General features: G+C 73.4%; 18 protein-coding genes. 7 read left to right on the plus strand and 11 right to left on the minus strand.

The window, feature by feature from the left end; translation table 11 throughout:
• Positions 1-9 precede the first annotated feature (9 nt).
• The 3 genes from IG94_RS0109075 to IG94_RS0109085 all read right to left on the minus strand — a co-directional run bounded on the left by IG94_RS0109075 (position 10) and on the right by IG94_RS0109085 (position 7,858).
• Positions 10-3,552: an ATP-dependent helicase gene (locus tag IG94_RS0109075; RefSeq protein ID WP_043483284.1), complete on the minus strand. Its 3,543-nt coding sequence runs from the start codon at positions 3,550-3,552 to the stop codon at positions 10-12.
• Between the two features lie 110 nt (positions 3,553-3,662).
• Positions 3,663-7,205 carry an ATP-dependent helicase gene (locus tag IG94_RS0109080; RefSeq protein ID WP_078892234.1) on the minus strand — a complete coding sequence of 1,181 codons (3,543 nt, stop codon included), beginning with the start codon at positions 7,203-7,205 and terminating at the stop codon, positions 3,663-3,665.
• Positions 7,206-7,471: 266 nt separating this feature from the next.
• Complete coding sequence (locus IG94_RS0109085) at positions 7,472-7,858, minus strand: MGMT family protein (protein WP_031033246.1); 387 nt, start codon at positions 7,856-7,858, stop codon at positions 7,472-7,474.
• Positions 7,859-8,043: 185 nt separating this feature from the next.
• Between IG94_RS0109085 and IG94_RS0109090 the strand changes: the two genes are divergently transcribed.
• The 3 genes from IG94_RS0109090 to IG94_RS0109100 all read left to right on the plus strand — a co-directional run bounded on the left by IG94_RS0109090 (position 8,044) and on the right by IG94_RS0109100 (position 14,248).
• Positions 8,044-10,836, plus strand: coding sequence for a lysylphosphatidylglycerol synthase transmembrane domain-containing protein (locus IG94_RS0109090; protein WP_031033247.1), 2,793 nt, complete (start codon positions 8,044-8,046; stop codon positions 10,834-10,836).
• 160 nt (positions 10,837-10,996) lie between these two features.
• Positions 10,997-12,556 (plus strand): alpha/beta hydrolase, encoded by a 1,560-nt coding sequence (locus IG94_RS0109095; RefSeq protein WP_031033248.1) that lies wholly within the window; start codon positions 10,997-10,999, stop codon positions 12,554-12,556.
• Positions 12,557-12,706: 150 nt separating this feature from the next.
• A complete protein-coding gene (locus IG94_RS0109100; RefSeq protein WP_031033249.1) occupies positions 12,707-14,248 on the plus strand; it encodes an alpha/beta hydrolase in 1,542 nt (513 codons plus the stop codon).
• 71 nt (positions 14,249-14,319) lie between these two features.
• Here the strand turns inward: IG94_RS0109100 and moeZ are convergent, their stop codons facing one another.
• The 7 genes from moeZ to IG94_RS0109135 all read right to left on the minus strand — a co-directional run bounded on the left by moeZ (position 14,320) and on the right by IG94_RS0109135 (position 23,577).
• Positions 14,320-15,498, minus strand: coding sequence for an adenylyltransferase/sulfurtransferase MoeZ (gene moeZ / locus IG94_RS0109105; protein WP_031033250.1), 1,179 nt, complete (start codon positions 15,496-15,498; stop codon positions 14,320-14,322).
• A 63-nt stretch (positions 15,499-15,561) separates the two neighbouring features.
• Entirely contained in the window at positions 15,562-16,311 is a 750-nt protein-coding gene (locus IG94_RS0109110; protein ID WP_031033251.1) for a spherulation-specific family 4 protein, read from the minus strand.
• Positions 16,299-17,357: an SDR family oxidoreductase gene (locus IG94_RS0109115; protein ID WP_031033253.1), complete on the minus strand. Its 1,059-nt coding sequence runs from the start codon at positions 17,355-17,357 to the stop codon at positions 16,299-16,301. The genes IG94_RS0109110 and IG94_RS0109115 overlap by 13 nt, the downstream gene beginning before the upstream one ends.
• 138 nt (positions 17,358-17,495) lie before the next feature.
• Positions 17,496-18,773 carry a hypothetical protein gene (locus tag IG94_RS0109120; protein WP_031033254.1) on the minus strand — a complete coding sequence of 426 codons (1,278 nt, stop codon included), beginning with the start codon at positions 18,771-18,773 and terminating at the stop codon, positions 17,496-17,498.
• Positions 18,770-20,692 (minus strand): DUF3492 domain-containing protein, encoded by a 1,923-nt coding sequence (locus IG94_RS0109125; RefSeq protein ID WP_078892235.1) that lies wholly within the window; start codon positions 20,690-20,692, stop codon positions 18,770-18,772. The genes IG94_RS0109120 and IG94_RS0109125 overlap by 4 nt, the downstream gene beginning before the upstream one ends.
• 219 nt (positions 20,693-20,911) lie before the next feature.
• Positions 20,912-22,546: a DUF3152 domain-containing protein gene (locus tag IG94_RS0109130; protein ID WP_031033256.1), complete on the minus strand. Its 1,635-nt coding sequence runs from the start codon at positions 22,544-22,546 to the stop codon at positions 20,912-20,914.
• Positions 22,547-22,554: 8 nt separating this feature from the next.
• Positions 22,555-23,577 carry an alpha/beta hydrolase gene (locus IG94_RS0109135; protein WP_031033257.1) on the minus strand — a complete coding sequence of 341 codons (1,023 nt, stop codon included), beginning with the start codon at positions 23,575-23,577 and terminating at the stop codon, positions 22,555-22,557.
• A gap of 168 nt (positions 23,578-23,745) precedes the next feature.
• On the opposite strand from IG94_RS0109135, the gene IG94_RS0109140 reads away from it, so the two are divergent.
• From IG94_RS0109140 to IG94_RS0109155, 4 genes are all read left to right on the plus strand, one after another.
• Positions 23,746-23,979, plus strand: a complete 234-nt coding sequence (locus IG94_RS0109140; RefSeq protein ID WP_031033258.1) for a hypothetical protein — start codon at positions 23,746-23,748, stop codon at positions 23,977-23,979.
• Positions 23,980-24,160: 181 nt separating this feature from the next.
• On the plus strand, positions 24,161-24,802 hold the full coding sequence (locus tag IG94_RS0109145; RefSeq protein ID WP_031033259.1) for a TetR/AcrR family transcriptional regulator: 642 nt from the start codon (positions 24,161-24,163) through the stop codon (positions 24,800-24,802).
• A 200-nt stretch (positions 24,803-25,002) separates the two neighbouring features.
• A complete protein-coding gene (locus IG94_RS0109150) occupies positions 25,003-25,230 on the plus strand; it encodes a DUF3107 domain-containing protein (protein ID WP_031033260.1) in 228 nt (75 codons plus the stop codon).
• 234 nt (positions 25,231-25,464) lie between these two features.
• A complete protein-coding gene (locus IG94_RS0109155) occupies positions 25,465-25,740 on the plus strand; it encodes a hypothetical protein (protein WP_031033261.1) in 276 nt (91 codons plus the stop codon).
• Positions 25,741-25,793: 53 nt separating this feature from the next.
• On the opposite strand, the gene IG94_RS0109160 is transcribed toward IG94_RS0109155, so the two are convergent.
• On the minus strand, positions 25,794-26,567 hold the full coding sequence (locus IG94_RS0109160) for a ferritin-like domain-containing protein (protein WP_031033262.1): 774 nt from the start codon (positions 26,565-26,567) through the stop codon (positions 25,794-25,796).
• Positions 26,568-26,756: the final 189 nt, after the last annotated feature.

The following is a 26,756-nucleotide window of genomic DNA, read 5'->3' on the forward strand; positions in this document are numbered from 1 at the left end:
CTCACGAGCCTATCGGCCCGAAGGGACTCCCCGATCGTGCGGTTCGTCACCGACCGGTCCGGCCAGCAGCAGGTTCTCCAGCGCGGCGCGGTCCGGGAGGCCCTCGGGCCGTACGACGTCGCCGGTGCGTACGTAGAGGAAGGCGGCGGTCACCGATTCAAGCGGTACGTGCTGCTGCTCGGCCCAGGCGAGGCGGTAGAGCGCGAGCTGGAGCGGGTCCGCGGTGGCGGCGCGGTTGGTCTTCCAGTCGACGATCTCGTACGTCGCCGTCCTGCCGTCGCCCGCCTTGTAGACCGCGTCGATGCGGCCGCGTACGACACGGCCGGCGAGCGACAACTGGAAGGGCGTCTCGACGCGGTAGGGGGCGCGCTGGGCGTACTCGGTGCGTTCGAAGGCGTCCTTGAGGAACTCGAGGTCCTGTTCGTCGGCGATCTCGGCGTCGCCGCCGGGCAGCTCCTCCGGTTCAAGGAGGGGCAGTGTCAGTGGTTCGAAGCGGGCCTCGACCCAGGCGTGGAAACGGGTGCCGCGGCGCGCGGCGGGCCGGGGCGGGCGGGGCATGGGCCGGGCCAGTTCCTGGGCGAAGCCGTCCGGGTCGGCGGCCAGGCTCAGCAGTTGGGAGGCGGTCAGCGATACCGGGAGGGGTACTTCGGTGACGCTCTCCCGGGCGCGGAGCAGTTCGCCGGTGAGCGCGTCGAGGTCGCGGTCCCAGGAGGCCACGGTGCGTGCTTCCTCCGGCGTGAGGCGGTCGGGGACGCTGGCGTCGGGTCGGTCGGGAGGGGGCGCCTGCGCCTGGCGCGGGACGGTGGGGCGGTCCGGCGGGATGGCCGGGTGATCCGGCGCGGTGGCGGGGCGGTCCGTGGCCCAGGAGTCCCAGTCGGCGGGGTCCTCGGTCGGATTATCGGCGGGGTCCTCGATGGAGTACTCGGTGGGGTCCCCGGCCCAGCCGGGCGCCTCCCGCGCCTGGAGGGCGTCGTCGTCCTCGGGCGGCGGCGGCCAGTCCGGGTCGGCGTGTGCGTCCGGGCCGGGCGAGGGGAGCGCTGCCTCCGGGGCGGAGAGGCCGTCCAGGTGGGCGAGGACCGTCTCGGCGGCGGCCCGGCGACGGGCGAGCGCCTCGTCGTCCAGGGGCAGCGGCCAGACCTGGTCGTCCGCCGCGCGGTGCAGGGCCGGGTTCTCCTCGCCCTCGGCGGGTGCGTCCGCCCAGGCCTCGATCTCGCCGTGTCCTGCCACGCAGTGCTCGTACAGGGCCGTGAGGAAGTCGGACGGCCCGCGGGGCTTCTTCTGGCTGGGCCCCCACCAGTGGCCGGAGCCGAGGAGCAGGGAGCGCGGGCGGGTGAAGGTGACGTAGCCGAGGCGCAGCTCCTCGGTGTGCTGGTGTTCCTTCATCGCCGCGTGGAAGGCCTTCAGCCCCCGGGAGTCCCAGGCCGGCACCTCGGGCAGGGTGTCGGCGTCGCCGCGCAGGCCGTGCGGCAGCACCTTGCCCTGCGCGGTCCACTTCTCCCGGCCCTGGCCGCTGGGGAAGGTGCCGGTGACCAGGCCGGGCACGGCGACGACGTCCCACTCCAAGCCCTTGGACTTGTGGGCGGTGAGCACCTTGACGGTGTTCTCCCCGCCGGGCAGCGCGTTGTCGAGACCCTTCTCGTACTGGGCGGCGGTGCGCAGAAATCCCAGGAAGGCGAGGAGCGTGGCCTCGCCGTCGGTCGCGGCGAAGGACGCGGCGACGTCCAGGAAGTTCGAGAGGGTCTCGCGGCGGCGGGCGGCCAGCGCGTGCGGCGAGGCCGACAGCTCGACCTCCAGACCGGTGACGGCGAGGACGCGGTGCAGGACGTCCATGAGCGGGTCGGACAGTGCCCTGCGCAGTTCCCGCAGTTCGGCGGCCAGTCGGGCGAAGCGCACGCGCGCGTCCGGCGAGAAGGGCAGCCCGTCGTCGTCCCCGGTGCCGTCCAGCGGCGTCTCCAGGAAGGTGTCCAGTGCGTCCGCGAGCGATATCACCTCCGACGGGTCGACCCCCTCGACGGCCTCGGCGAGCCTCCGGTCGGGGTCGTCGTCGCCCGCCACGCGCGCGTGGCTCACGAGCAGCCGGGCGCGGCGGCCCAGCAGGGCGAGGTCTCGCGCGCCGATGCGCCAGCGCGGACCGGTGAGCAGGCGGACCAGGGAGGCGTTGGCGCCCGGGTCCTGAAGCACCTCGCAGACGGCGACCAGGTCGGCCACCTCGGGCAGGTGCAGCAGCCCGGAGAGGCCCACGACCTCGACGGGCACGTCGCGCGCCACCAGGGCCCCCTGGATCTGGGCGAAGTCCGTCGCCGTGCGGCACAGGACGGCGATCTCCCCGGGCGCCGTGCCGGTGCGCACGAGGTGGGCGACGGAGTCGGCGATCCAGTCCATCTCCTCGGCGTGGGTGCGCAGCAGGGCGCAGCGGACGGTGCCGTCGTGTTCGGCGCCGGGTGCGGGGCGCAGCGCCTCCACGCCCGCGTGCATGGCGCGCAGGGGCTCGGCGAGGCCGTTGGCGAGGTCGAGGAGGCGGCCGCCGCTGCGGCGGTTCTCGCTGAGGGACTGCCGGGCGGCGGGGCGGCCGTCCGCCCGCTCGAAGTGCTCGGGGAAGTCGTCGAGGTTGGCGACCGAGGCGCCGCGCCAGCCGTAGATCGCCTGGCAGGGGTCGCCCACGGCGGTCACGGGGTGGCCGGTGCCGCTGCCGAACAGGCCCGCCAGGAGCACGCGCTGGGCCACCGACGTGTCCTGGTACTCGTCGAGCAGCACCACCCGGAACTCTTCGCGCAGGACGCGGCCCACCTCGGGCAGCCCGGCGAGCCGCGCGGACAGGGCGATCTGGTCGCCGAAGTCGAGCAGGTCCCGTTCGCGTTTGGCCGACCGGTAGCGGATCACCAGGTCCGCCAGTTCGCGGCGGGCGGCGGCAGCCTCGGGGACCTTGCGCAGGTCGGCGTTGCCGAGCCGGACCCCTGCCAGGGAGTCGAGGAGGCCGGCGTCCCAGGTGCGCAGGTCCTCGGGGCGTACGAGGTGCTCGGCGAGCTCGGCGTCGAGGGCGAGGAGGTCCCCGACCAGGTCGGGGAAGGAGCGGGTGAGCGCCGGATAGGGCCCGGGCGCCTCGCGCAGCACCCGCGCGGCGAGCTGATAGCGGGTGGCGTCGGCCAGCAGCCGGGAGGTCGGCTCCAGCCCGACCCGCAGCCCGTGGTCGGTCAGCAGCCGGCCCGCGAAGGCGTGGTACGTCGAGATCACCGGCTCGCCCGGCGGGTGGTCCGGGTCGAGCACGTCGGGGTCGGTGACGCCCGCGCGGACGAGGGCCTTGCGGACGCGTTCGGCGAGTTCACCGGCCGCCTTGTTGGTGAAGGTGAGGCCGAGGACCTGTTCCGGGGCGACCTGGCCGGTGCCGACCAGCCACACCACACGGGCCGCCATCACCGTGGTCTTGCCCGACCCGGCTCCGGCCACGATCACCTGCGGGGCGGGCGGCGCGACGATGCAGGCCGTCTGCTCCGGGGTGAAGGGGATGCCGAGGAGCTCTTTGAGCTGCTCGGGATCGGTGATGTGGGCGGGCACGTCCAAGAGGCTAGCGGCGGCCACCGACAACGGAGGCCGCAGTGCCCCGGCGGCCCGGAGATGTGCTGGTCAGCACCTGTGGTGCAGCTCGTCACACCGGGCACGGCCGCTCACTCCACGACCTGCCGTCCCTCGGGCCGCGCGCTGCACGAGGCGCGGAAGGCGCAGTGGGTGCAGTGCTGGCCGGCGGTGGGGGTGAAGCGCTCGTCCAGGACCTTGCCGGCGGCCGTGGCCAGCAGGTCGCCGACCCACTCGCCCGACTCCCCCTCCGGGGCCTCCTGCGCCTGAACCTTGGGCAGGGTCTCGCCGCCGTCCCGCTGGGGCGCCCCCTGGCGCAGCTGGACGAGTTCGGCACCGCCGGGTTCGGGGCGTACGCCGTCGAAGGCGTCGTCGACGGCGCCCTCCCGGACGGCGAGCTGGTAGACCGCGAGCTGGGGATGGCGGGCGACCTCGGCGGAGGTGGGCGCCTGTTTGCCGGTCTTGAAGTCGACGACGTACGCGCGGCCGTCGCCGTCGGTCTCGACGCGGTCCATCTGGCCGCGGATGCGCACCTCGTAGTCGCCTGCCTCCAGGGTCACGTCGAAGTCGTGCTCGCTGGCCACCGGCGTGCGTCCGGCGCGGTCCATGACGTGCCACTTCAGGAAGCGTTCGAGCGCCGCGCGCGCGTTGGCCTTCTCCTGCTGGGACTTCCACGGCGCGTCGAAGGCGAGCGCGTTCCACACGGAGTCCAGGCGTTCCATGAGGACGGCGAGGTCGGCCGGGGTGTGCCCGGAGGCCACCTCGTCGGCGAGCACGTGCACCACGTTGCCGAAGCCCTGGGCCGCGCTCGCGGGTGCGTCGGCCTTCACCTCGCGGCCCAGGAACCACTGCAGGGCGCAGGTGTTGGCCAGCTGGTCCAGGGCGCTGCCCGAGAGGGTGACGGGCTGGTCGCGGTCGCGCAGGGGCACCTTGCTCTCGGTCCGGTCCCACATGCCCCACCAGCGGTAGGGGTGGGCGGACGGCACGAGGGGGCGACCGCCCTCGTCGGTGAGGGCGGCGAGGCGGGCCAGCCGGCGGGCGGCGGCCTCCCTGAGAGGTTCGGAGACGCGTGGATCGACGGTCGTGGCGCGCAGTTCGGCGACGAGCGCCGCGACGGCGAGGGGGCGGCGCGGACGACCCGTGACGTCGACGGGTTCCACGCCGAGTTCGGACAGGAACCGGGAGGGCTGGTCGCCGTCGTCGGCCGGTGCCTTCACGGCGGTGACGACGAGACGGTCCCGCGCGCGCGTGGCGGCCACGTAGAACAGGCGGCGTTCCTCGGCGAGCAGCGCGCCCGGCGTCAGCGGTTCGGCCAGCCCGTCGCGCCCGATCCGGTCGGCCTCCAGCAGCGAGCCGCGGCGGCGCAGGTCGGGCCAGAGGCCTTCCTGGACGCCCGCGACGACGACCAGCCGCCACTCCAGGCCCTTCGCGCGGTGCGCGGTCATCAGGCGGACGGCGTCGGGGCGTACGGCACGCCGGGTGAGGGTGTCGGCGGCGATGTCCTCGGAGTCGACCTCCTCCAGGAAGTTCAGCGCGCCCCGCCCGCCGGTGCGCTCCTCCGCGCGGGCGGCGGTCGCGAACAGCGCGCACACGGCGTCGAGGTCACGGTCTGCGTTGCGTCCTGCGGCGCCGCCACGCCGGGCGGAGCGTTCCAGCCGGGTGGGCCAGGGGGTGCCCTCCCACAGGTCCCACAGCGCCTCCTCGGCGCTGCCGCCGCCCGCCAGCCGCGCACGGGCCCTGTGGAGCAGCGCACCGAGCCGCTGGGCGCCGCGCGCGTAGGCGGGGTCGTGCACGACGAGCCGCTCCGGCTCGGCCAGCGCCCGCGCGAGAAGTTCGTCCGAGGGCGGCGGCAGCGCGTTGCCTGCGGCACGCTCCTCGTCCCTCAGGGCGCGTCCCAGACGGCGCAGGTCGGCGGCGTCCATGCCGGCGAGGGGCGAGGTGAGCAGGGTGAGGGCGGTCTCGGTGGGGAGCCACCGGGGGGCGGCCTCCGCGCGGGGGGCGTTTTCGTCGTCCGCGCGGGAGTCGCCGTCGGCGGTCGCGGGGGGAGCGTCCTCGGCGGCCGCCAGGACGGCCTCACTCGATACCCCCGCCTCGATACCGACTCGGACACCGACACTGGCGTCGGCGTCCGAGTCGGCCGCGTCACCGGCACCGGCACCATCGGCGCCGCCACCACGCGGGCCGGTCTCCGTCCTCTCGGCGTCCTTCCCGGGCCGCTCCCCCGCCCCCGGCCCCGCCCCCGTCTCCGCCTCCGCGACCGCCCGCAGTGCCGTCAGGAGCGGCGCCACCGCCGGTTCGTGGCGCAGGGGAAGGTCGTCGCCGTCGATGTCCAGGGGAACACCGGCCGCGGTGAGGGCCCGGCGGAGCGTGGGGATGGAGCGTGACCCGGCGCGGACCAGGACGGCCATGTCGCTCCAGGGGACGCCGTCCTCCAGGTGGGCCCTGCGCAGGATGTCCGCGATGTTGTCCAGCTCGGTGCCGGAGGTCGGGTACGTGTACGCCTCGACGCGTCCGCCGTCCCGTACGGGTACCGGCTCGCGATGGGCGCGGACCCGGTCGGCGGGGAGGCGGGTCAGAGGCATGCGCCGGGTCAGCAGCCGGGTGGCGGCCAGCAGGGCGGTCCCGGAGCGGCGCGAGGTCCGCAGCACCTCGACCGGCGCCGGACGGCCGTCCGCGCGCGGGAAGGCGGCCGGGAAGTCGAGGATGCCGTTCACGTCCGCGCCCCGGAAGGCGTAGATCGACTGGTCCGGGTCCCCGAACGCGACCAGGGTGCGTCCGCCGCCGGCCAGGGCGTGCAGCAGCCGTACCTGGGCCGGGTCGGTGTCCTGGTACTCGTCGACGTAGACCGCGTCGTACCGTGCGGCCAGGTGCGCGGCGACCTCCGGGCGGCCGGCGAGGAGCACCGCGCGGTGGACCAGTTCCGCGTAGTCGAGCACCCCCTGGAGGTCGAGCACGTCGAGGTACTCGGCGAGGAAGACGGCGGCGGCACGCCAGTCGGGGCGGCCGGTGCGCCTCGCGAAGGCACCCAGGGCGTCCGGTCCGAGACCCAGTTCACGGCTGCGGGCGAGCACCGCACGGACCTCGTCGGCGAAGCCGCGGGTGGTCAGGCAGGCGCGCAGTTCGTCCGGCCAGCGCACGTGGGCCAGCCCGAGCCCCTCCAGGTCCACCTGGCCGGCGAGCAGCTCGCGCACCGTCACGTCCTGCTCGGGTCCGGACAGCAGCCGCAGCGGCTCCACGAAGAGTTCGCTGTCCTGGTGGGCGCGGACCAGGGCGTAGCCGAACGAGTGAAAGGTCGTCGCCCGGGGAGCGCGCGTGGCGCCCATGCGCAGCGCCATCCGGTCGCGCAGTTCGACGGCGGCCTTCCGGCTGAAGGTCAGCACCAGGATGCGTTCCGGGTCACCGCCCCGGGCGACCCGGTCCGCCACCGACTCCACCAGCGTGGTGGTCTTGCCGGTGCCGGGACCGGCCAGCACGAGCAGCGGTCCGCTTGGGTGGTCAACCACCGAGCGCTGTGCGGCGTCCAGATGAGGGGGGTCCATGCGTGCCGGCGGGGTACGCACCAGTCGGTAGGCGCCACGGCTCCCCCGCCGCGCCCGGGGGCGCTGCGGGGGTCCGGTGGAGGAAGAGGAGCTCACGTGGTTCGCCGGTCCTGGTGGGTGTGCTGGTGGGCCGTCCGCGGTGCGGGTACGGCGGTGGCCGCCGGATGAGGGGGACGCGTGCGGCCGGCGCCCCGCCCACGGACGAGACGGAAGCGGGGCTTCCCCTTCTCTCCCCGGGTCGCTCGCGGCACGCGCGTCCTCCGCACCACGAACGTACGTCATGCGACGGACATGCCCTAAGTGCTCCGTGTCCCCCGGACGGATCACGGGTCGCACGTCGGCCGTCCCCATGGCGGAAGCTGTCAGGTGTGACCCTCCGCGCGTCCGCCGCCGTCCCACCTGGCCCGCTTGAGGTCGACGCGCGGCAGGTGCCCCTCCGCGGCTCTGCTCGCCTCCTTCAGGGGCGTGCCCTCCTCCCGGTAGCGGTCGAGGGCCTCCAGCTCCTGCCCGGCGAGCAGGACGCCGTCCGCGCGGACGATGCGCCACCAGGGGACGCCGCCGCCGTAGAGGGACATCACACGGCCGACCTGGCGGGGTCCCCCCTCCTCCAGGTACTCCGCGACGTCCCCGTATGTCATGACACGGCCCGGCGGGATCACCTCGGTCACGTCGAGGACCCGCTCGGCGTACTCGGGCAGCGCGTCCGCGCGCTCCGCGCGGGCGTCGTCCGGAAGGCTCTGCTCGCTCATCCGACCCATCCTGCCGCACTCCACCGACAGCACGGCGCGCTCCGGACGGTGCGCGTCCCTCGCCCGCGAGCGGCGCTTCGGGCAGACTGTGCGGCCCGCACGGGCACCCTGATGCCTGCCGGGACCGGCACGGCATGCCACCATCGTGCGGGCGGTGACCAGTGATACGAGAGCAAGAAGAGGCGATGAAGCAGCAGGGTGCGCACCCCGAGGACGCCGAGGGCACCTCTGACGCTGCGTCGCGCCCAGACACCGCGGACGACGGCGGCGGGAAGACCGGCGGGCGGTCGCCGGAGAGCCGCTCGGCGACCGCCGCCGACCCCGACGACGTGGCCCACATCGACGAGGTGGAGGGCGACGAACCGCTGCTCCCCGCGCGCGTGCACCGTCCGTCCGACCTCATGCGGCTCCTGGTGGGCGTCCTCGCCGTGGCGGTGCTCCTCGCCGTCGCCGCCTTCGCGCACGGCACCACCTCGGGTCTCGAACAGGACATCAACAAGGGCACCGGGCAGGCTCCGGACCTGCTCATCAAGATCGCGGGGCTGGCGTCCAGCATCGCGATCCTCCTGGTGCCGGTCGCCTTCGCGATCGAGCGGCTGATCAAACGGGACGGACTGCGGATCGCCGACGGCGTACTGGCGGCCGTCCTCGCGCACGGGGTGACCCTCGCCACGGACCTGTGGGTCGCCCGGGCCGCCCCCGGCTCGATCCAGGACGCGCTCACCCAGCCGTCGCCCGGCGACATCCACGCACTGACCGACCCCGTGCACGGCTACCTGGCTCCGGTCATCGCGTACATGACGGCCGTCGGCATGTCGCGCCGTCCCCGGTGGCGCGCGGTGCTGTGGATCGTGCTGCTGCTCGACGCCTTCTCGATGCTCGTCACCGGCTACACGACACCGTTCTCGATCATCCTCACGGTCCTGATCGGCTGGACCGTGGCCTACGGCACGTTGTACGCGGTCGGTTCCCCCAACGTCCGGCCCACCGGCCGGACGCTGATGGCGGGTCTGCGGCACGTGGGCTTCCACCCGGTGACCGCCGCCCGTCAGGAGGCGCCGTCGGACACCACGGAGACCGGCGACCGCGGCCGCCGCTACTTCGTCACCCTGGAGGACGGCCGGCCGCTCGACGTGACCGTGGTGGACCGGGAGCAGCAGGCGCAGGGCTTCTTCTACCGCGCCTGGCGCAATCTGACCCTGCGCGGCTTCGCCACCCGCAGCAGCCTCCCGTCACTGCGGCAGGCGCTGGAGCAGGAGGCGCTGCTCGCGTACGCGGCGATCGCGGCCGGCGCCAACGCGCCCAAGCTGATCGCGACGTCCGAGCTGGGCCCCGACGCCGTGATCCTCGTCTACGAGCACACCGGCGGGCGCACTCTGGACTCCCTCCCGGACGAGGAGATCACGGACGACCTGCTGCGCGGCACCTGGGAGCAGGTGCAGGCCCTGCAGTCGCGGCGCATCGCGCACCGCAGGCTGGTGGGCGACGCGATCCTGGTGGACCGTTCCGGCACGGTGATCCTCACCGACCTGCGCATCGGCGAGATCGCGGCCGGCGACCTGCTGCTGCGGATGGACATCTCGCAGCTCCTGGTGACACTCGGCCTGCGGGTGGGCGCGGAACGCGCGGTCGCCTCGGCGGTGGAGGTGCTCGGCCCCGACGCCGTGGCGGACTGTCTGCCGATGCTCCAGCCCATCGCGCTGAGCCGCTCCACGCGCGCGACTCTGCGCAAACTGGCCCGGGAGCGGGCACAGCGCGAGCGCGAGGCGGTCCTGGAGTCCTCCCGGCAGGCGAAGCTCGCCCGCGCGGAGGCGGCCGGCGACAGGCCGGACACCGCCACCGAGCAGGACGGCACAGCCGCAAGGACGGACAAGAGCGCGAAGCCCGACAAGCCGGACAAGAAGGCCGTACGGGCGGAGCAGCGGGCCGAGAAACGGGCCGTCGACGAGGCTCTGGAGGAGGCGCGCGAGGAGGACCTGCTCACCCAGATCCGCCACGCGGTGCTGCGCATCCGGCCGCAGGCCCCCGTCGAGCCCGCCCGGCTGGAACGGGTGCGGCCGCGCACGCTGATCAGCTTCATCGCCGGGGCGATCGGCGCCTACTTCCTGCTGACGCAGCTCACCCACATCGAGTTCGGGCCGCTGATCTCCAACGCGGAGTGGGGCTGGGTGGCCGCGGCGGTGCTGTTCTCGGCCGCGAGCTACGTGGCGGCGGCGATGTCCCTGCTGGGCTTCGTGCCGGAGCGGGTGCCGTTCCTGCGGACCGTGGCGGCGCAGGTCGCGGGATCGTTCGTGAAGATCGTCGCGCCCGCGGCGGTCGGCGGCGTGGCCCTGAACACCCGTTTCCTGCAGCGGGCGGGCGTACGCCCGGGGCTCGCGGTGGCGAGCGTCGGCGCGTCCCAGCTGTTCGGACTCGGCTGCCACATCCTGATGCTGCTCTCCTTCGGCTACCTGACGGGGACCGAGAAGACGCCGTCGCTGTCGCCGTCCCGGACGGTCATCGCGGGCCTGCTGACCGTGGCGGTCCTCGTGCTGGTGGTGACGTCGGTGCCGTTCCTGCGCAAATTCGTCGTCACGCGCGTGCGGTCGCTTTTCGCCGGCGTCGTACCGCGCATGCTCGACATCCTGCAGCGGCCGCAGAAACTGATCACCGGTATCGGCGGCATGCTGCTGCTCACCGCGTGCTTCGTGATGTGCCTGGACGCCTCGATCCGCGCCTTCGGCGACGAGTCGACGTCCATCAGTCTGGCGAGCGTCGCGGTCGTCTTCCTCGCGGGCAACGCCCTGGGGTCCGCCGCGCCGACGCCCGGCGGTGTGGGCGCCGTGGAGGCCACGCTGACGGTCGGTCTGATCGCCGTCGGCCTGCCCAAGGAGGTCGCCGCCCCCGCGGTGCTGCTGTTCCGGCTGCTCACCCTGTGGCTGCCGGTCCTGCCGGGCTGGCTGGTCTTCAACCACCTGACCCGGAAAGAAGCCCTGTAGCGGCTGTCCCGGAAAGAGGCCCTGCAGCGGCCTTACGAGGCCCTGCGGCGACTGTAGGCGGCCCTGTAGCGCCCTTCGGCCCGACCGCGCCGTACGCCTCGCGTACCTCGTACGGCCGCCGCCCCGAGCGCCCGGCCGCCCGCGCCCGCACGATGGACGCATGCCGCACTCCCTCCGGCTGCGCGCCGGCGTCCTGACCGCCGTCACCGCCGTGGTGCTGTCCGCGTCGGCGGGTTGCAGCGACGGCTCCGGAGGAGACTCCGGCGGGGAGGAGGACCTGACCGCCCAGAAGCTCGACTGGAAGGACTGCCCCGCTCCCTCCGGGGCCGAGGGCGGCGGCGCCGCTCCTTCCCCGCTGCCGGACGGCGACGAGTGGCAGTGCGCCACCATGAAGGCACCGCTCGACTGGGACGACCCCCGGGGCGACACGATCGGCGTCGCGCTGATCCGGGTCGAGTCCAGCGGGGCGGCGGACCGGCGGATCGGCTCCCTCGTCTTCAACTTCGGCGGTCCGGGCGGATCGGGCGTCAGCACGCTGCCCGCCTTCGGCCAGGACTACGCGAAGCTGCGCACCCGCTACGACCTGGTCAGCTTCGATCCGCGCGGAGTCGGCCGCAGCGACCCCGTCCAGTGCCTGGACGACAAGCAGCTCGACGCCTACTTCCAGCAGGACGCCACCCCCGACGACCAGGCCGAGCGCACCGAGCTGCTGGACAACACGGAGGAGTTCAACGCCGCCTGCGAGAAGAACTCGAAGAAGATCCTTCCGCATGTGCGCACCACCGACGCGGCCCGCGACATGGACCTGATGCGCCAGGTGCTGGGCGACGAGAAGCTGCACTACTTCGGCATCTCCTACGGCACCGAACTCGGCGGCGTCTACGCCCATCTGTTCCCCAGGAAGGTGGGCCGCGCCGTCTTCGACGCGGTCGTCGACCCGACGCAGACCGGAGAGCAGAGTGCGCTCGGCCAGGCGAAGGGCTTCCAGCTCGCGCTCGACAACTTCGCCGAGGACTGCGTCTCCAAGACCGAGGACTGCCCCATCGGGGAGACCGCGGAGGACGTCAAGTCCCGTATCGCCAAGTTGCTCAAGGACCTCGACCGCAGGCCGATCCCGGGCATCCTCCCCCGCAAGCTCACCGAGACCGCCGCGACCGGCGGCATCGCGCAGTCGCTCTACTCGAAGGACTTCTGGGAGTACCTCACCGAGGGCCTGGAGCAGGCGTACGACGGTGACGGCCGCCTTCTGATGGCGCTGTCGGACTCGTTGAACGGGCGCGACGAGAACGGCCGGTACAGCAACATCGGCGCGGCCAACACCGCCATCAGCTGCGCCGACGACAAGGCGCGGTACGACTCGGCCGACGTGGAGGGCAGGCTGCCCGAGTTCCGCAAGGCCTCGCCCGTGTTCGGCGACTACCTCGCCTGGTCCATGGTGAGTTGCACCGACTGGGCGGTGCCCGGCGCCGCCGGCCATCCCGACGTCGGCGCACCGGGTGCCCCGCCGATCCTGGTGATCGGCAACACCGGGGACCCGGCGACGCCCTACGAGGGTGCCGGAAAGATGGCCGAGGCGCTGGGGAAGGGCGTCGGCGTGGAGCTGACGTTCAAGGGCCAGGGGCACGGGGCCTACGACAGCAAGAACAAGTGCGTACGGGGCGCGGTGGACGGCTATCTCCTGAACGGGAAGGTGCCCGCGGCCGGAACCGTCTGCTCCTGACCATCGCACCCCGATGATCATCGACGCTCGCCCGAACCAGCAGGTCAGAGCGTTATCCACAGGAGTCGGCGGCTGCCGCGGCATCCGCCTACCATGGCATCACCGCCATCCGCTGCACGGGCGCGGACGGCTTGCCAGGGGGGAGAGGACATGGCGCGACTCGTACGGTGGACGGCTCTGACGGCCGCCGCCGCACTGCTGACGGCGGGCTGCAGCGGCGGCTCGTCCGGCGACGACCGGGGGGACGGGGACAGGAGCAGCGCGGGCCCGTCGGCGGCGGCGCCGTCGGGGGTGCCCGAAGCCCTCGCGTCCCAGGCACTGGACTGGGGCCGCTGCAAGGGCACGGCCGACTCCCCCGCGCCGGGCGACGACTGGCAGTGCGCCACGCTCAAGGCGCCGCTGGACTGGTCCGACCCGGACGGGGAGACCATCGGCCTGGCACTGATCCGGGCCAAGGCCACCGGAGACGACCGCATCGGTTCGCTGCTGTTCAACTTCGGCGGACCCGGCGGCTCAGGCGTCTCCATGATGCCGTCCTACGCCGACACCGTCTCCTCCCTGCACAAGCGGTACGACCTGGTGAGCTGGGACCCGCGCGGCGTGGCGGCCAGTGAGGGCGTCCGCTGCCGCAGCGACGAGGCGATGGCGGACGCCGAGTCGGTGGACTCGACGCCGGACACACCGGCCGAGGAGCAGGCGTACCTGGAGAACGCGGCCGACTTCGGCAAGGGTTGCCAGAAGGCCGCCGGCAAGCTGATGGCGCACGTCTCGACCACCGACACCGCCCGCGACATGGACCTGATGCGGCACGTGCTGGGTGACGAGAGGATGCATTACTTCGGCATCTCCTACGGCACCGAACTCGGCGGCGTCTACGCCCATCTCTTCCCCGAGCACGTGGGGCGAGTGATCCTCGACGCCGTGGTGGACCCGGCCGCGGACACGATGGGCCACGCGGAGAACCAGGCGAGGGGCTTCCAGCGCGCGCTGGACGACTACCTGGAGTCGACCGGGCAGGAACCCGGGAAGGGGTCGCGGAAGATCGCCGACCTGCTGGAGCGGCTGGACGCGGAGCCGCTGCCGACGTCCTCCCCGGACCGGAGACTGACGCAGACACTCGCGCTCACCGGGATCGTGCTGCCGCTCTACAGCGAGAGCGGCTGGCCGTCCCTCACCAGCGCGCTGGAGGCCGCGGAGCAGGGCGACGGCTCCGAGTTGCTGGCTCTCGCCGACGGCTACAACGAGCGGGACGACTCGGGTCGCTACGGCACGACGACCCACTCGCAACGGCTCATATCCTGCCTGGACGACAAGCAGCGGCCGACGCTGGAGGAGACGAAGAAGCTGCTCCCGAAGTTCGAGGAGGTCTCGCCCGTCTTCGGCGCCTTCCTCGGCTGGGACACCGCCGGGTGGTGCCACGACTGGCCGGTGGCCGGTCAGCACGAGACTCCGGAGGTGAGCGCGCCCGGCGCGGACCCCATCCTGGTGGTCGGCAACACGGGCGACCCGGCCACGCCCTACGAGGGCGCCCGCAGGATGGCGGACGAGCTGGGCAAGGACGTCGGTGTGGTGCTGACCTGGAAGGGCGAGGGGCACGGGGCGTACGGCAGCGGGAGCGACTGTGTCGACTCCGCGGTGGACACCTACCTCCTGAAGGGGACGGTGCCCGAGGACGGCAAGGTCTGCTCCTGACGACGGCGGGGGCCCCGAGCGCCCACGGCGCCCGAAGCCCCCGCCGTCCCGGGAGGCGGACCGGGGTCCGGTCAGTAGACGGGCTTGTCCGGCTCGATCTGGTTGACCCAGCCGATCACGCCGCCGCCGACGTGGACGGCGTCCGAGAAGCCGGCGGACTTGAGGACCGCGAGGACTTCCGCACTGCGGACACCCGTCTTGCAGTTCAAGACGATCTTCTTGTCCTGCGGCAGGCTCTCCAGGGCGGAGCCCATGAGGAACTCGTTCTTCGGGATCAGCGTGGCGCCCGGGATGGAGACGATCTCGAACTCGTTCGGCTCGCGGACGTCGATGAGCTCGATGTTCTCGCCGTCGTCCATCCACTCCTTGAGCTGCTTGGGAGTGATGGTGGAGTCGGCGGCGGCCGCCTGGGCCTCGTCAGAGACGACGCCGCAGAAGGCCTCGTAGTCGATGAGCTCGGTGACGGTCGGGTTCTCACCGCAGACCGCGCAGTCGGGGTCCTTGCGGACCTTGACCTGGCGGTACGTCATCTCCAGGGCGTCGTAGATCATCAGGCGGCCGAGCAGCGGCTCGCCGATGCCCTGGAGGAGCTTGATGGCCTCGTTGGTCTGGATGGAGCCGATGGAGGCGCACAGGACGCCCAGGACGCCGCCCTCGGCACAGGAGGGGACCATGCCGGGGGGCGGGGGCTCCGGGTAGAGGCAGCGGTAGCAGGGGCCGTGCTCGGACCAGAAGACGGAGGCCTGGCCGTCGAAGCGGTAGATCGAACCCCAGATGTAGGGCTTGTTCAGCAGCACGCAGGCGTCGTTGACGAGGTAACGGGTCGCGAAGTTGTCCGTACCGTCGACGATCAGGTCGTACTGGCTGAAGATGTCCATCACGTTGTCGGCCTCGAGCCGCTCCTGGTGAAGGATCACGTCCACGTACGGGTTGATGCCCTTGATGGTGTCGCGGGCGGACTCCGCCTTGGGCCGGCCGATGTCGGCCTGGCTGTGGATGACCTGACGCTGCAGGTTGGACTCGTCGACCTCGTCGAACTCGATGATGCCGAGCGTGCCGACACCGGCTGCCGCCAGGTACATCAGGGTCGGCGAACCGAGGCCGCCCGCGCCCACGGCGAGCACCTTGGCGTTCTTCAGCCGCTTCTGCCCGTCCATCCCCACATCGGGGATGATCAGGTGGCGGGAGTACCTGCGGACCTCGTCTACGGTGAGCTCGGCGGCCGGCTCGACCAGGGGTGGCAGCGACACGGGGACTCCGTTGGTCGGTCAGTGATTACGGTTGCTCTGCCAGTAACACTGCCACGGCCTTTTTCATTCCGAGACACCCGTCCCGACCCGCGAGACGATCTCGTCCCAGTAGCCGGGCATGGTCTCCCAGGGGTCGACACGGCCGCCGTGGTCCGTGCGGTCGGTGAAGTAGATCGTCGCGGCTCCCTGCCAGCGCGCGAGGCGCAGTGCTTCTTCGAGATGCCCGTGCGGCACGCCGTGGACGAAGTGGCAGAAGCGTTCGGGGGGATGGTCGGCGCTCCACTCGGGGGCCTGGGACCAGCGGTAGTCGGCCCAGGAGCCCGAGAAGGTGACGAGCTGGTCGGCGTGCTCGGCGTAGCGGGGATGGGGATGGGTCCCGTGGCCGAGCACTATGTGGGCATCGTCACGGATCACCCGGAGCGTGGTGACGGTGCGGCGGATCTCGGGGAGCGCCGCCCGCTCCGAGGGGCAGCGGTCGAGGAGGAAGCCGTCGACCTGGTACCAGTCGAGATAGCGGTGGGCGTCGGAGATCATTGCGCCGAGGCTGCGCGCTCCGTGGAGGGCATCGAGATGGCCGAGCACACGGACGCCCGCGTTGCGCAGCCGGCCGGCGACCGCCAGGCAGCGCGGGTCGGGGTGGGCGCCGGGACCGTCGGCGATGTTGAGGACGACCCAGTGCAGCGGGGTGCCCGGACGGGTGAGGTCCTCCCACTCACCTGGGGCGACGAGCGGATGGGCAAGGCCCGGGACGCCCAGGCCGGTGCGGACGTCGGTGCTCGCCGTGCCCGCCCGGGTGCTGGTCAGATACGGCATGCCGCCTCCATCCAGATGTCGGCGAGGGACTCCTCGAGGGCGATGCGGGGCCGCCAGCCGAGCCGGTCGCGTGCGGTGCGCACGTCTGCCTGCTGCCAGCTGCCGCAGCCGTCCGGGTAGGGGTAGGCGACCGGTGCCGGGTGCTCGCCGTCGGTGCGGTCGCCGCGGTGCCCGAGGGGGTCCGGGCGGTGATGGCCGAGAGCTTCGGCGCGGTGGTGGCCGAGGGCGTCGGCGCGGTGTCCGAGGACCTCGCCGCGAGGATGGCCGATGGTGGGCCGAAGGGCGCCGGGCGGTGCGTCGAGTTCGTGCAGGGCGCCGCCGTAGCCGGCCACACGGGCGAGGGTGGCGGCGGCGTCGCGCAGCCGGACGGCACGGCCGGAGCCGATGTTGATGACGCCCTGCGCGGCGGAGAGGGAGGCGGCGTGGACGGCTCGGGCGACATCGCGGACGTCGATGAAGTCGCGCTGGGCACCGAGGCCGCCGAGCCGCAGCTCACCGTCGCCGGACTGCATGGCGCGGCGCATCGCCTCGGCGAGCCGGCCCAGCGGGGAGCCGGCCGGGGTGCCGGGCCCGGCGGGCGAGAAGACGCGGAGCACCACGGCGTCCAGGCCGGAGCCGAGCACCAGCTCGGTCGCGGCGAGTTTGCTGACGCCGTAGGGACCGCCGGGGCGGGGCACCGCGTCCTCCGCGGTGGAGGAGCCGGGCTGGCTGGGGCCGTACTCGGCGCTGCAGCCGACCTGCACCAGGCGGGCGCCGCACCCGCTGCGACGCAGGGCCTCGCAGACGGTGGCGACGGCCACGGTGTTGTGCCGGGTGAGTTCGCGGGCGCCGCCCCGGGTGGTGCCCGCGCAGTTGACCACGACACCGGGATGCACCGCGTCGAGGAAGCGGGTGAGGGCGCCGGGGCTTCCGGTGGCGAGGTCGAAGCGGACGTCGGCGTCGTCGCCCCGGCCGAGAGCGGTGAGCTGGACGGCGGGGTCGGCGAGCAGCCGGTCGGCGACGAAGCGGCCGAGGTATCCGTTGGATCCGATCAGCAGGACTCTCATCGCACGGCTCCCCGTGCCGGGGCGTCGGGTCGGGAAGTGATCATCTGGGGCTCCTTCGAGGCAATTGCGGGGGGAATTCGGGGGAATCTTGGGAGGGGACGCGGGTGGGTGGAGGGCTGTCTGTGCGGGGAAGCGCGGTCACCTCGGCCGTGACGCCGTCACCCGGGCCTGGCCGTGCGCGTGGGCGTGCGCCGAGGCCCTGGTCAGGCGGCGGGTCGCGTGCGCCAGGAGGGTCAGGGCGCCGACGCCGCAAGCCGCCGTCGGTACGCCTGCCGGGCCGCACACGGCGACCAGGGCCTCCACGGGTGCGGCCAGGAACCCGCAGCCGGGGAGGCGGCCTGCGAAGACCGTGGCCAGGGCGGTCGCCTCGGCGGCGGCCGCGGCGGTGAGGACGAGGGTGGCGGCGTGGGCGTGACCGTGCACGGTGAGCAGCCGGGCGAGCAGGAGCAGCGCGCCCAGGGTGAGGGCCTGCGGGTACGCGGCGGGCTCGCCGAGTACCGCGCCGGTCAGCGCGAGCAGGACCGCCAGAGCGCCGGTGTACAGCGCGAACACGCCCAGCAGCAGGGGGCGTACGGAGGCCGAGAAGTCGGCCAGGCCCCGGCTGGACGTCAGTCGGCGGCGGGCGCGTGTCGTGAAGAGGTGGGCGCCGACGGCCGCGGGCACGCAGGACAGGGCGAGCGCCACAACGGGGGCGGCGGCGACGGGCCACGGGCCACCGGCGGTGCCGTCGGGCAGGGCGTCGGGGCCACCGGTGAGAGCGGTGTGCAGGAGGCCGTCGCCGAGCAGGGCGTAGCCGACGAGCCAGCAGGTCCAGGTGCCGGAGGTGCGCGCAGCGGCGCGCAGCGGACCGCGGCGCAGGACCGCGCGCAGGGCCAGGGCCACCGCGAGGGCGCCGACCGCGGCGGCGATCAGCCGGGGCCGGCCCTCGGTGAGGCGCAGGCCCGCCACCGCGGCGGCGCACAGCACGCCGGGCAGCGGGGCGAGGACGATCCAGGCCGCACGGGCCGCGCGGGGCGCCGACGGTTCCGTGGGACGCGGTGGAGCGTCGCCGTCCCGCGGGATGCGGGCGTACATCTCCTCCGCGAGGGAGAAGACGTCCCGATGGCGGAAGCGTGCGGCGGTCCGGTCGGTGACGCCGTGCGCCTCCAGGCCCGCGGCGATCTCCAGGGGGTCCACGGCGCGTTCGCACAGGTCGCGGTGGCGGTGCATCAGGGCCTTCACCGGGTCGGCGGCGGCCCGGCGCACGGTGGACGGCGGCTGTGCGCCGCCGCGGGCGGCTCCTCCGTCGCCGGACGACGGTGCGGCAGCGTCTCCGGGACCCGGGGCGCGGTCGGTGAGGGACTTCCGCGAGCGTTCGTCCCAGGCGCCCGGGCTGCGGGGGGTCTCGGGCCGGTCCAGCTCGCCGAGGCCGCTCATCGGGCTGCTCCCTCGGTCACGGAAACAGGGGCCGTGACACGGGCGGTGGCGGCCCGTTCGGTCGCGCGGAGTTCGGTCCCCCCGCGTTCGGTCCCACCGCGGACCTTCGCACCCCCGGCGGTCGAGGCACCGGCAGTCGAGGCACCGGCAGTCGCCGTGTCTGCGCTCACGGTGCCCGCGTTCCCGGTGCCCGCCCGCATGGTGTCTGCGGTCGCGGTCCGGGCGGGTGTGGCCCGGGCGTCCGTCGTCCGGGCCGGTGTGTCCGTGGCCCAGCCGGGGCCACTGCGGGCCGCGACGCGGGCGGGATCGGACCAGCGTCCGGGGACGTGGGCCTCGGCCGGCGCGGCGAACGGCAGAGGTTCCCCGGTGTCGTCGAGCAGGACCCGGCGTACCGGCGTGCGCAAGAGGATCTCCAGGTAAATGCCGTGAAATGCCGTGACGTTCTGCTCGACGGTGAACAACTCCAGTGCGCGGGCGCGCGCGGCGGCGCCGAGGCGCTCACGGCGCTCGGGGTCGCGCAGCAGCGCGACGCACGCCTCGGCGAGCGCCCGCGGGTTGCGCGGGGGCACGACGAGCCCCGTACCGCCGATGGCCTCCACCACCGCGCCGACGTCGGTGGACACCGTCGCGCGGCCGCAGAACATGGCCTCGACGAGCCCGGACGGGAATCCCTCGACGACGCTGGAGAGCACCACCACGGCGCCCGCGGTGTAGGCGTCCGCGCGGGACGGCAGCTCCGGGCCGCCGATCTCCTCGAAGGACACCGGGTTGCGGCCGACGGCGTGCGGGCCGTCGGCCTCGTCGGGGAAGAGCTGCGCGGCCAGGCCCTTGCAGTGGGCGAGGTAGGCCGCACCCTCGGGGCCGGACGGCGCGCCCACGATCCGCAGGCGCGCCCCGGGCTCCGCCCTGCGGATCTCCGCGAAGGCGTGCAGCAGCGACACCAGGTCCTTGGCCGGTTCGATTCGGCCGACCCAGACGAGGGTCTGCGGGTCGGCGTACTCCGGTGCCTCTCCCGCCTCGGCGAAGGGCGCCGCGTCCATGCCCGGGTGGACCGTGCGGAGCTTGGCGCGCTCGGCCCCGCAGCGTTCCTGCCACCGGCGGGCGTGCGCGTTGCCCGGCGTGATCACGGATGCGTGCCGGTAGGTCTCGGCGGCCAGCCGGCCGTGGAAGGCGGCCAGCAGGGACCGTATCGCCGGTGGGGAGTCGGGCTCCGTGAGGTAGTGCGTCCGAAGCCGCACGCCGTACTCGGTGACCAGCAGCGGTACGTCGCAGAAGTGCTGGGCGAGCAGGCCCGGGAGGGCGGCCGGGCCGCCGGAGGCAGCGTGGCACAGGTCCACCGCGCCGAGTCCGTCGTCCTCGTACCAGTCGAGCGACAGGGGGCGCAGAGCGTGTTCGAGGCGCGCGGCGACCGTCAGCAGATCGGGGACGCGCGCCTCGCGGGCGGCTCGGTGGGCGCCGGGCGTGCGACAGGCGCGTTCCAGGGCGCGCACCGCGGTCTCGGAGCGCAGTGCCGTGGTCAGTCCGCCTTCGTCCCGGGCGAGGTCGGCGAGGCCGTACAACGCGTAGGCGAAACGGTCCGCCTGAAGGGTCGAACCGTCCTCCGCCGCACCGGCCGGGTCACCGGGAGCGCCCGTGCACAGGGCCGCGGCCAGTTCGCCGTAGCACTCGGCGAAGCGCCGGCGCGCACGCCGGCCGTACGCGACCCCGTCGTCCTCGTGGTCCCACAGCGACGCGGTGCGCACCCGTCCGACCTGCGGCGGCAACGGCACCCACCCCTCGGCCTCCTGGTGCTCGCTGTGGCTGAGCGCGTAGACGTCGAACTCGTGCTGCGCCAGCCCGCGCACCAGCCGGTCGCACCAGAGCACGGCCTCACCGCCCACGTACGGATAGCCGCCCTCCGTAAGCAGTCCGATGCGCACGCGCGCACCCCCGATCCTCCTTTTGGGGAGCCGCCGTTGGCCCGGCGGCTCGCAGCGGGACGAACGTATGCGGACAAGGCAGTGGCGCGATGGACGGTTGTCCATCGCGCCACCAAAAGGGGTGAACGGTCGTAACTTTCCCGCACGGGGCGCGTTCTGTCGCGCTAAGAGATCATGCGATTACCGTGTGCCATCCCAAGGGCCCGGCCTGACGGCCAGTCAGTCGTTCGGATAGGCCCAGGGGTTGGGTCGGCAGTGGATCCCGTCATGGTCGAGGAACTTGGTCTGCTGCTGCATGACCGGGGCGAGTTCGCCGTCCTTGTCGCAGGTGACGTGGTTGTGGCCGAGACGGTGTCCGACCTCGTGGTTGATGAGCATCTGCCGGTACGGGAGGATCGCGTCGCCGTAGGGCTCCGCCCCCTGCGCCCAGCGGTACGCGTTGATCATCACGCGCTCGGTGGCGGCCGAGTCGCACGAGACGTTGTCCTCGGTGGTGTCCAGCCCCGACTTGGCGCACCACTCGGCGGTGGTACCGGGGCTGGCCAGCGTGATCACGAAGTCGGGCTGTCCGGAGTGGATGCGTTCGAAGGTGCGGGCGCCGTTGTGCGCCCAGCTGCGTTGGTCGTTGAGCGTCTTCTGCACGGCATCGGCGAAGAGTTCGCCGTCGAGACCGAGCCCCTGCTCCACGTCCACTCGGTAGGTGTACTTCTGTCCCGCCCCGGGTGCCTTCGCGATGCCCGGGATCGCGTCGAACTTCCCCGACCCCTTGAGGTCGGCGCCGAGCGGGTACCTCTTGCCGAGTTTCTGTTCGTACGTCAGGGGCGGGGCGGGGGCGGAGGGAGTGGCGCGTTCGTCCGCCCGGGACGAGGAGCCGTGCGCGTCGCGGGCCTGGCCCGCGGCGGACTGCGACGTGGTGCCGCCCGCGTCCGACCCGTCGGCCACCTGACCCGCCACGACGACCGCCAGCACGGTGGTGACGGCGGCCGCCGCGACGCCGGTGAAGGCCCTGCCCTTGCCGCCCTTGGCCGAGACGGGCTCGCCGGTGGGCGGAGCGTCGTCGCCGTCGTCGCCGCCCGCGGCCGACGCGAGGGTGTTGCCGGCGCCGTCGTCCGCGCTCCAGTCGGTGACCGAGGAGTACGGGTCGGCGGACCGCGCGGGGGCGGCCGTACGGTGCGGAGCGCGGGCCGCGAAGACGTCGTCGTCCCCGGCGAAGGCGTCCAGGTACTCCTGCCGGGGGCCTTGCCCGGGATCTTGCCGACGCCCTTGCGGAGCTTCCTGCGGCGGTCCCTGAGGTGGTCCCTGCCGTTGCCGCGGCAGGGGCGGCCCCGGTCGGGTGGGCTGCCCCGGGGGCGCGGTCCGGCCGCCCAGCTCGCCCCAGCCGCCGCCGGTTTCACGCTGCTCGGGATGACCGCCCCGCACCCGCGGCACCCCGTGCGCCGGAGTGCCGTCGGTGAACTGCGGTACGCCGCGCGCCGGAGTGCCGTCGGCGAGCCCCGGTACGCCATGGGCCGGCGTGCCGTCCGGGCCGCCCGGGAATCCTCGTGCCGGGACACCGCCCGGAAGCGTCGGAAAGCCGTGGGCCGGAGTCCCGTCGGGGAACCGCCCGTCCGGGAAGCGCTGCCCCCGTCCCTGCTCCTGCCCCGGCGGAGCCGCCCCCTGGGGCCCGGCCCAGGGCCCCCCGGGTGCCGTACGCGGTGCGTTGCCGGGCGGCCTGGGCCCCGTCGGCGGGGTTCGCTGCCCCGGCGGCGGCCCGGCCGCGCGGCGACCCGGTACTCCGGGCCGGTCCTTCCGCGGGGTGGCGGGATCCGCGGCGTCGGCCCTGGGGGCGGGTCCCCGGCGGCTGTGGCGTCCCACGTCGCGCCTCAGCCTCCTGTGGTCTGGTTGGCGGGCTCGTCCTCGACGACCCCGTCGGTCCTCTCGCCGGCCGCCGGCCCCTCGGTGTCCGCGAGGAGTTCACGGAACGCGGTGGCCACGGCGTCCGGATATTCCATCATCGCCACGTGTCCCGCGTCCGGCAGCGTCAGCAGCCGGGAGTCGCGGAAGGCACGGGTGGCCCGCGCGGCCATGCGGTAGCCGACGAGTCTGTCGCGACCACCGTAGACCAGGAGCGTGGGTGCGAGAACCCGCTCCGCCTGTCGCCACAGTCCGTACTGGCCGCCCACCGTATAGGAGTTGACGATGCCTCGGGCGGAGCGCGCCATCGCGTCCCAGAAGTACGGCAGCCGCAGTCGCCGCTCCATCTCCTCCACCGCGTTGCGGAACCCCTCCGGCGAGACCCGGTCCGGATCGCCGTAGCAGAGCGCCGTCACCCCGCGGACCCGCTGCTCGGCGGTCCAGTCCCGGCTGACCCGGGTGAAGAGCGACGCCACTCCCGGCACCGCCAGCAGACCGGTGGGCACCGCGCTGCGCTGCACGCGCAGCTCCGGCAGCGCGGGCGAGACGAGGGTGAGCGTGCGCACCAGGTCGGGCCGCGCCGCGGCGATGCGGGTGGCCACGGCGCCGCCGAGCGAGTTGCCGAAGAGGTGCACGGGGCCGCGCCGGGAGGCGTCGAGGCGGCGGACGACCGCGCGGGCGTGCCCCGTGATCGAGTAGTCGCCGTCGTCCGGCGGCGGGGAGTCGCCGAACCCCGGCAGGTCGAGGGCCTCGCTCTCGACGACGCCGTCCAGCAGCGGCATCAACGCCGACCAGTTCTGGGAGGAACCGCCGAGGCCGTGGATGTACAGGGCGGGCGGCAGTCCCTCGCGCTGCGGGGGTCTCGACCGCACCGTGAGGGTGACGCCCGGAAGCCGGACCGACCCGAGCCGCTCGCCGTCGGCGGCCCTGACCGCCGCGACCCTCGGCAGCACGTTGGCGGGCGGCACGGATGGCGGCTCGATCGAAGGCATGCGGCAATGTTACGAGACGATCACGCAATGGCTCACGTGTTCGCCATCACAAGCAGGGAGCGCGGTCCGACACGTGGCGCCCGTTTCGGGTGTCTCCTAGGCTCGTGGAATGGGCACCCGCGTGTGGCCCCTGACCCCACAGGGACGTTCGCAGGAAGGGAGTCCAGCATGACCGTCGACCCGACCGACCCCGAGACCTTCGACGAGTCCGCCGGCACCGGGGCACCGGACCCGGAGGAACGCGACGTGGAAGCGCCCGACGCCGACACGGCCGAGCAGCGGACGGATGTCGTACCGGAGCGCGACGACCCGCTGAACGACGCCGACGCCGACCGCGCCGACGAGGCCGACCTGGCGGAACAGGCCCGGGTCGTCTCCCACGACGAGGACGACTACCGCTGACGTCCGGAGCCGCGAACGGAGGCCGATCTCTGCCCGGCCTGAGGTCTTTTGAAACCTGTTGTGCGGCTTTCGCCGCCGTCCGGTCCGTGAAATTCTGCGCCCGCAGCACACACACCACGGTTACCGAAAAGTACGATGACAGCGCGGCGCACACCGCACGAGGACGACTATGGGAGGCGGCGTGACAGCCATCGAGCAGACAGAGGCGGTACGCCCGCGGGGCACACGCCTTCCCCGCCGAGCCCGACGCAACCAGTTGCTGGGCGCCGCACAGGAAGTATTCGTGGCCCAGGGGTACCACTCGGCCGCGATGGACGACATCGCCGAGCGCGCCGGCGTCAGCAAGCCCGTGCTCTACCAGCACTTCCCGGGCAAGCTCGACCTCTACCTGGCACTGCTGGACCAGCACTGCGAGGCGCTGATCCAGTCCGTGCGCAGCGCGCTCGCCTCTACGACCGACAACAAGCAGCGCGTCCGCGCGACCATGGACGCCTACTTCGCGTACGTCGAGGACGACGGCGGCGCCTTCCGGCTGGTCTTCGAGTCGGACCTGACCAACGAGCCCGCCGTGCGCGAGCGCGTGGACAAGGTCACGAACGAGTGCGCCGAGGCGATCTGCGACGTCATCGCCGAGGACACCGGCCTCTCGCGCGCGGAGTCGATGCTGCTGGCGTCCGGTCTGGGCGGCCTCGCCCAGGTGGTGGCCCGGTCCTGGCTGCACAGCGACCGCAGCGTGCCGCGCGACCAGGCGGTCCAGCTGCTGACGTCGCTGGCCTGGCGGGGCATCGCGGGCTTCCCGCTGCACGGCACCGATCAGCACTGAGGGGCACCGACAGGCGCCGACCGGCACCGCGCGGCGGGTGTGAGGGCGGCTCCGTTCCGGCCCTCCTCCCGTTCTGTTCCCGTCGGCTGTTCGCTCCTGGCGTTCTCGGACGCACCGTGTACGTCCCCTCACCGGGCTAATGTGTGCGGGGTACGGCGCGGATGATCGCGCACTTCACTGACCGTCGGAGGGACATAGCCGTGGAGGTCAAGATCGGCGTGCAGCACGCGCCCCGCGAGATCGTTCTGGAGAGCGGTCAGAGCGCCGAAGACGTCGAGCGCGTGGTGGGCGAGGCACTGGCGGGCAAGTCGCAGCTGCTGAGCCTCGTGGACGAACACGGCCGCAAGATCCTGGTGCCGGCCGACCGTCTCGCCTACGTCGAGATCGGTGAGCCGGCCCCGCGCAAGGTGGGCTTCGGCGCGCTGTAGCCGGGACGACGGACGAAGTAACGGAAGGGGCCCGGCGGTGCGAGTCACCGCCGGGCCCCTTTCGTGCGCGTGTCCACGGGTTCGTACGCGCGTCCACGGGCGGCCCCCGGGTACGAAAGCGCGTTCACGGACGGGCCACAGTTCACCCACAGGGGGAGGGTTGTATTCCGCAGGTCAGGGGTAAGACGGGTGTGACCGTTGCGGGCAGGCCGGCCATCTGGGAGGGACCCCGACATGCTCTTCGAAGCGATCAGCGCCGCGATCCTCGGACTCGCTCTGGCGTGGGCCGCGGCCCACCGGCTGCCGCACCGTCTTCCCGCCCGCATCCTGGTGCTGCCGACGGGCGCGGCGGGGGCGCTGTTCGGGGCGTTCGTGACGCACACCGCACTGGGCGCGGCCAGTCTGCCCCTGGTGCTCCTCGGCTCGGCCACGCTCGCCGCGGCCGCCCTGTCACTGCTGCTGCGCCCCGCGGGAGCGGGAGCCCTCCGCGGCAGCTCGGCGCCGGCCTGACACCACCGTTCCACCGGTCGCCGTGCCGGCCGGGCCTCGCCGGCCGGCCGTGCTCAGGCGGCCAGCCCCAGCGCCGCCATCCGCTTGGTGTGCGCCTCGGTGATCCGGGAGAACATCCTCCCGACCTCGGCCAGGTCGAAGCCGTCCGCGACGCCGCCCACCAGCATCGTCGACAGCGCGTCCCGGTCGGCCACCACCCGCTGGGACTGCGACAGCGCCTCCCCCATCAGCCGCCGCGCCCACAGCGCGAGCCGGCCCCCCACCCGCGGGTCGGCGTCGATCGCCGCGCGCACCTTCTCCACGGCGAAACCGGCGTGCCCGGTGTCGTCGAGCACGGCCAGCACCAGCTCCCGGGTGTCCGTGTCGATGCGGGCCGCGACCTCGCGGTAGAAGTCACTGGCGATGGAGTCGCCGACGTACGCCTTGACGAGCCCCTCCAGCCAGTCGGAGGGATCGGTCTGCTTGTGGAAGCCGGCGAAGGCGGCCACGAACGGTTCCATGGCCCCCGTCGGCTCCTCGCCGATCTCGGCGAGCCGGTCGCGCAGCCGCTCGAAGTGGTGGAACTCCGCAGACGCCATCTTCGCCAGCTCCGCCTTGTCCGCCAGCGTGGGCGCCAGCTTGGCGTCCTCGGCGAGCCGCTCGAACGCCGCCAGCTCGCCGTACGCGAGCGCGCCGAGCAGGTCCACGACCGCGGCGCGGTACTGCGGATCGGCCGCGGCCGTCGCCCAGTCCCGGGCGGCGATCGAGGTGGATCCGGCGGTTTCGGCGGATGCGGGGGATGCAGCGGGGGCGTCTGCGGCGGTGCCAGGCTTGTCAGAGCTCGTCATGCAGCGCACAATAGCCCGCTCTTCGACAGCGGGAAGGCCCTGGTCAGTGAGTGTGACGACGACTACGTGACCAATTCGGCCATCGCGTGTGCGCGAATCCGGGGTATGGTGGTAATGCGCCTGCCGAGTATGTGACGTACGGGTACGTGACATCGCCGTCGGGCCGCACGCATGAGGATGCCCGGTCGG

This window comes from Streptomyces olivaceus (assembly GCF_000721235.1).
Classification (GTDB): Bacteria; Actinomycetota; Actinomycetes; order Streptomycetales; family Streptomycetaceae; genus Streptomyces; species Streptomyces olivaceus.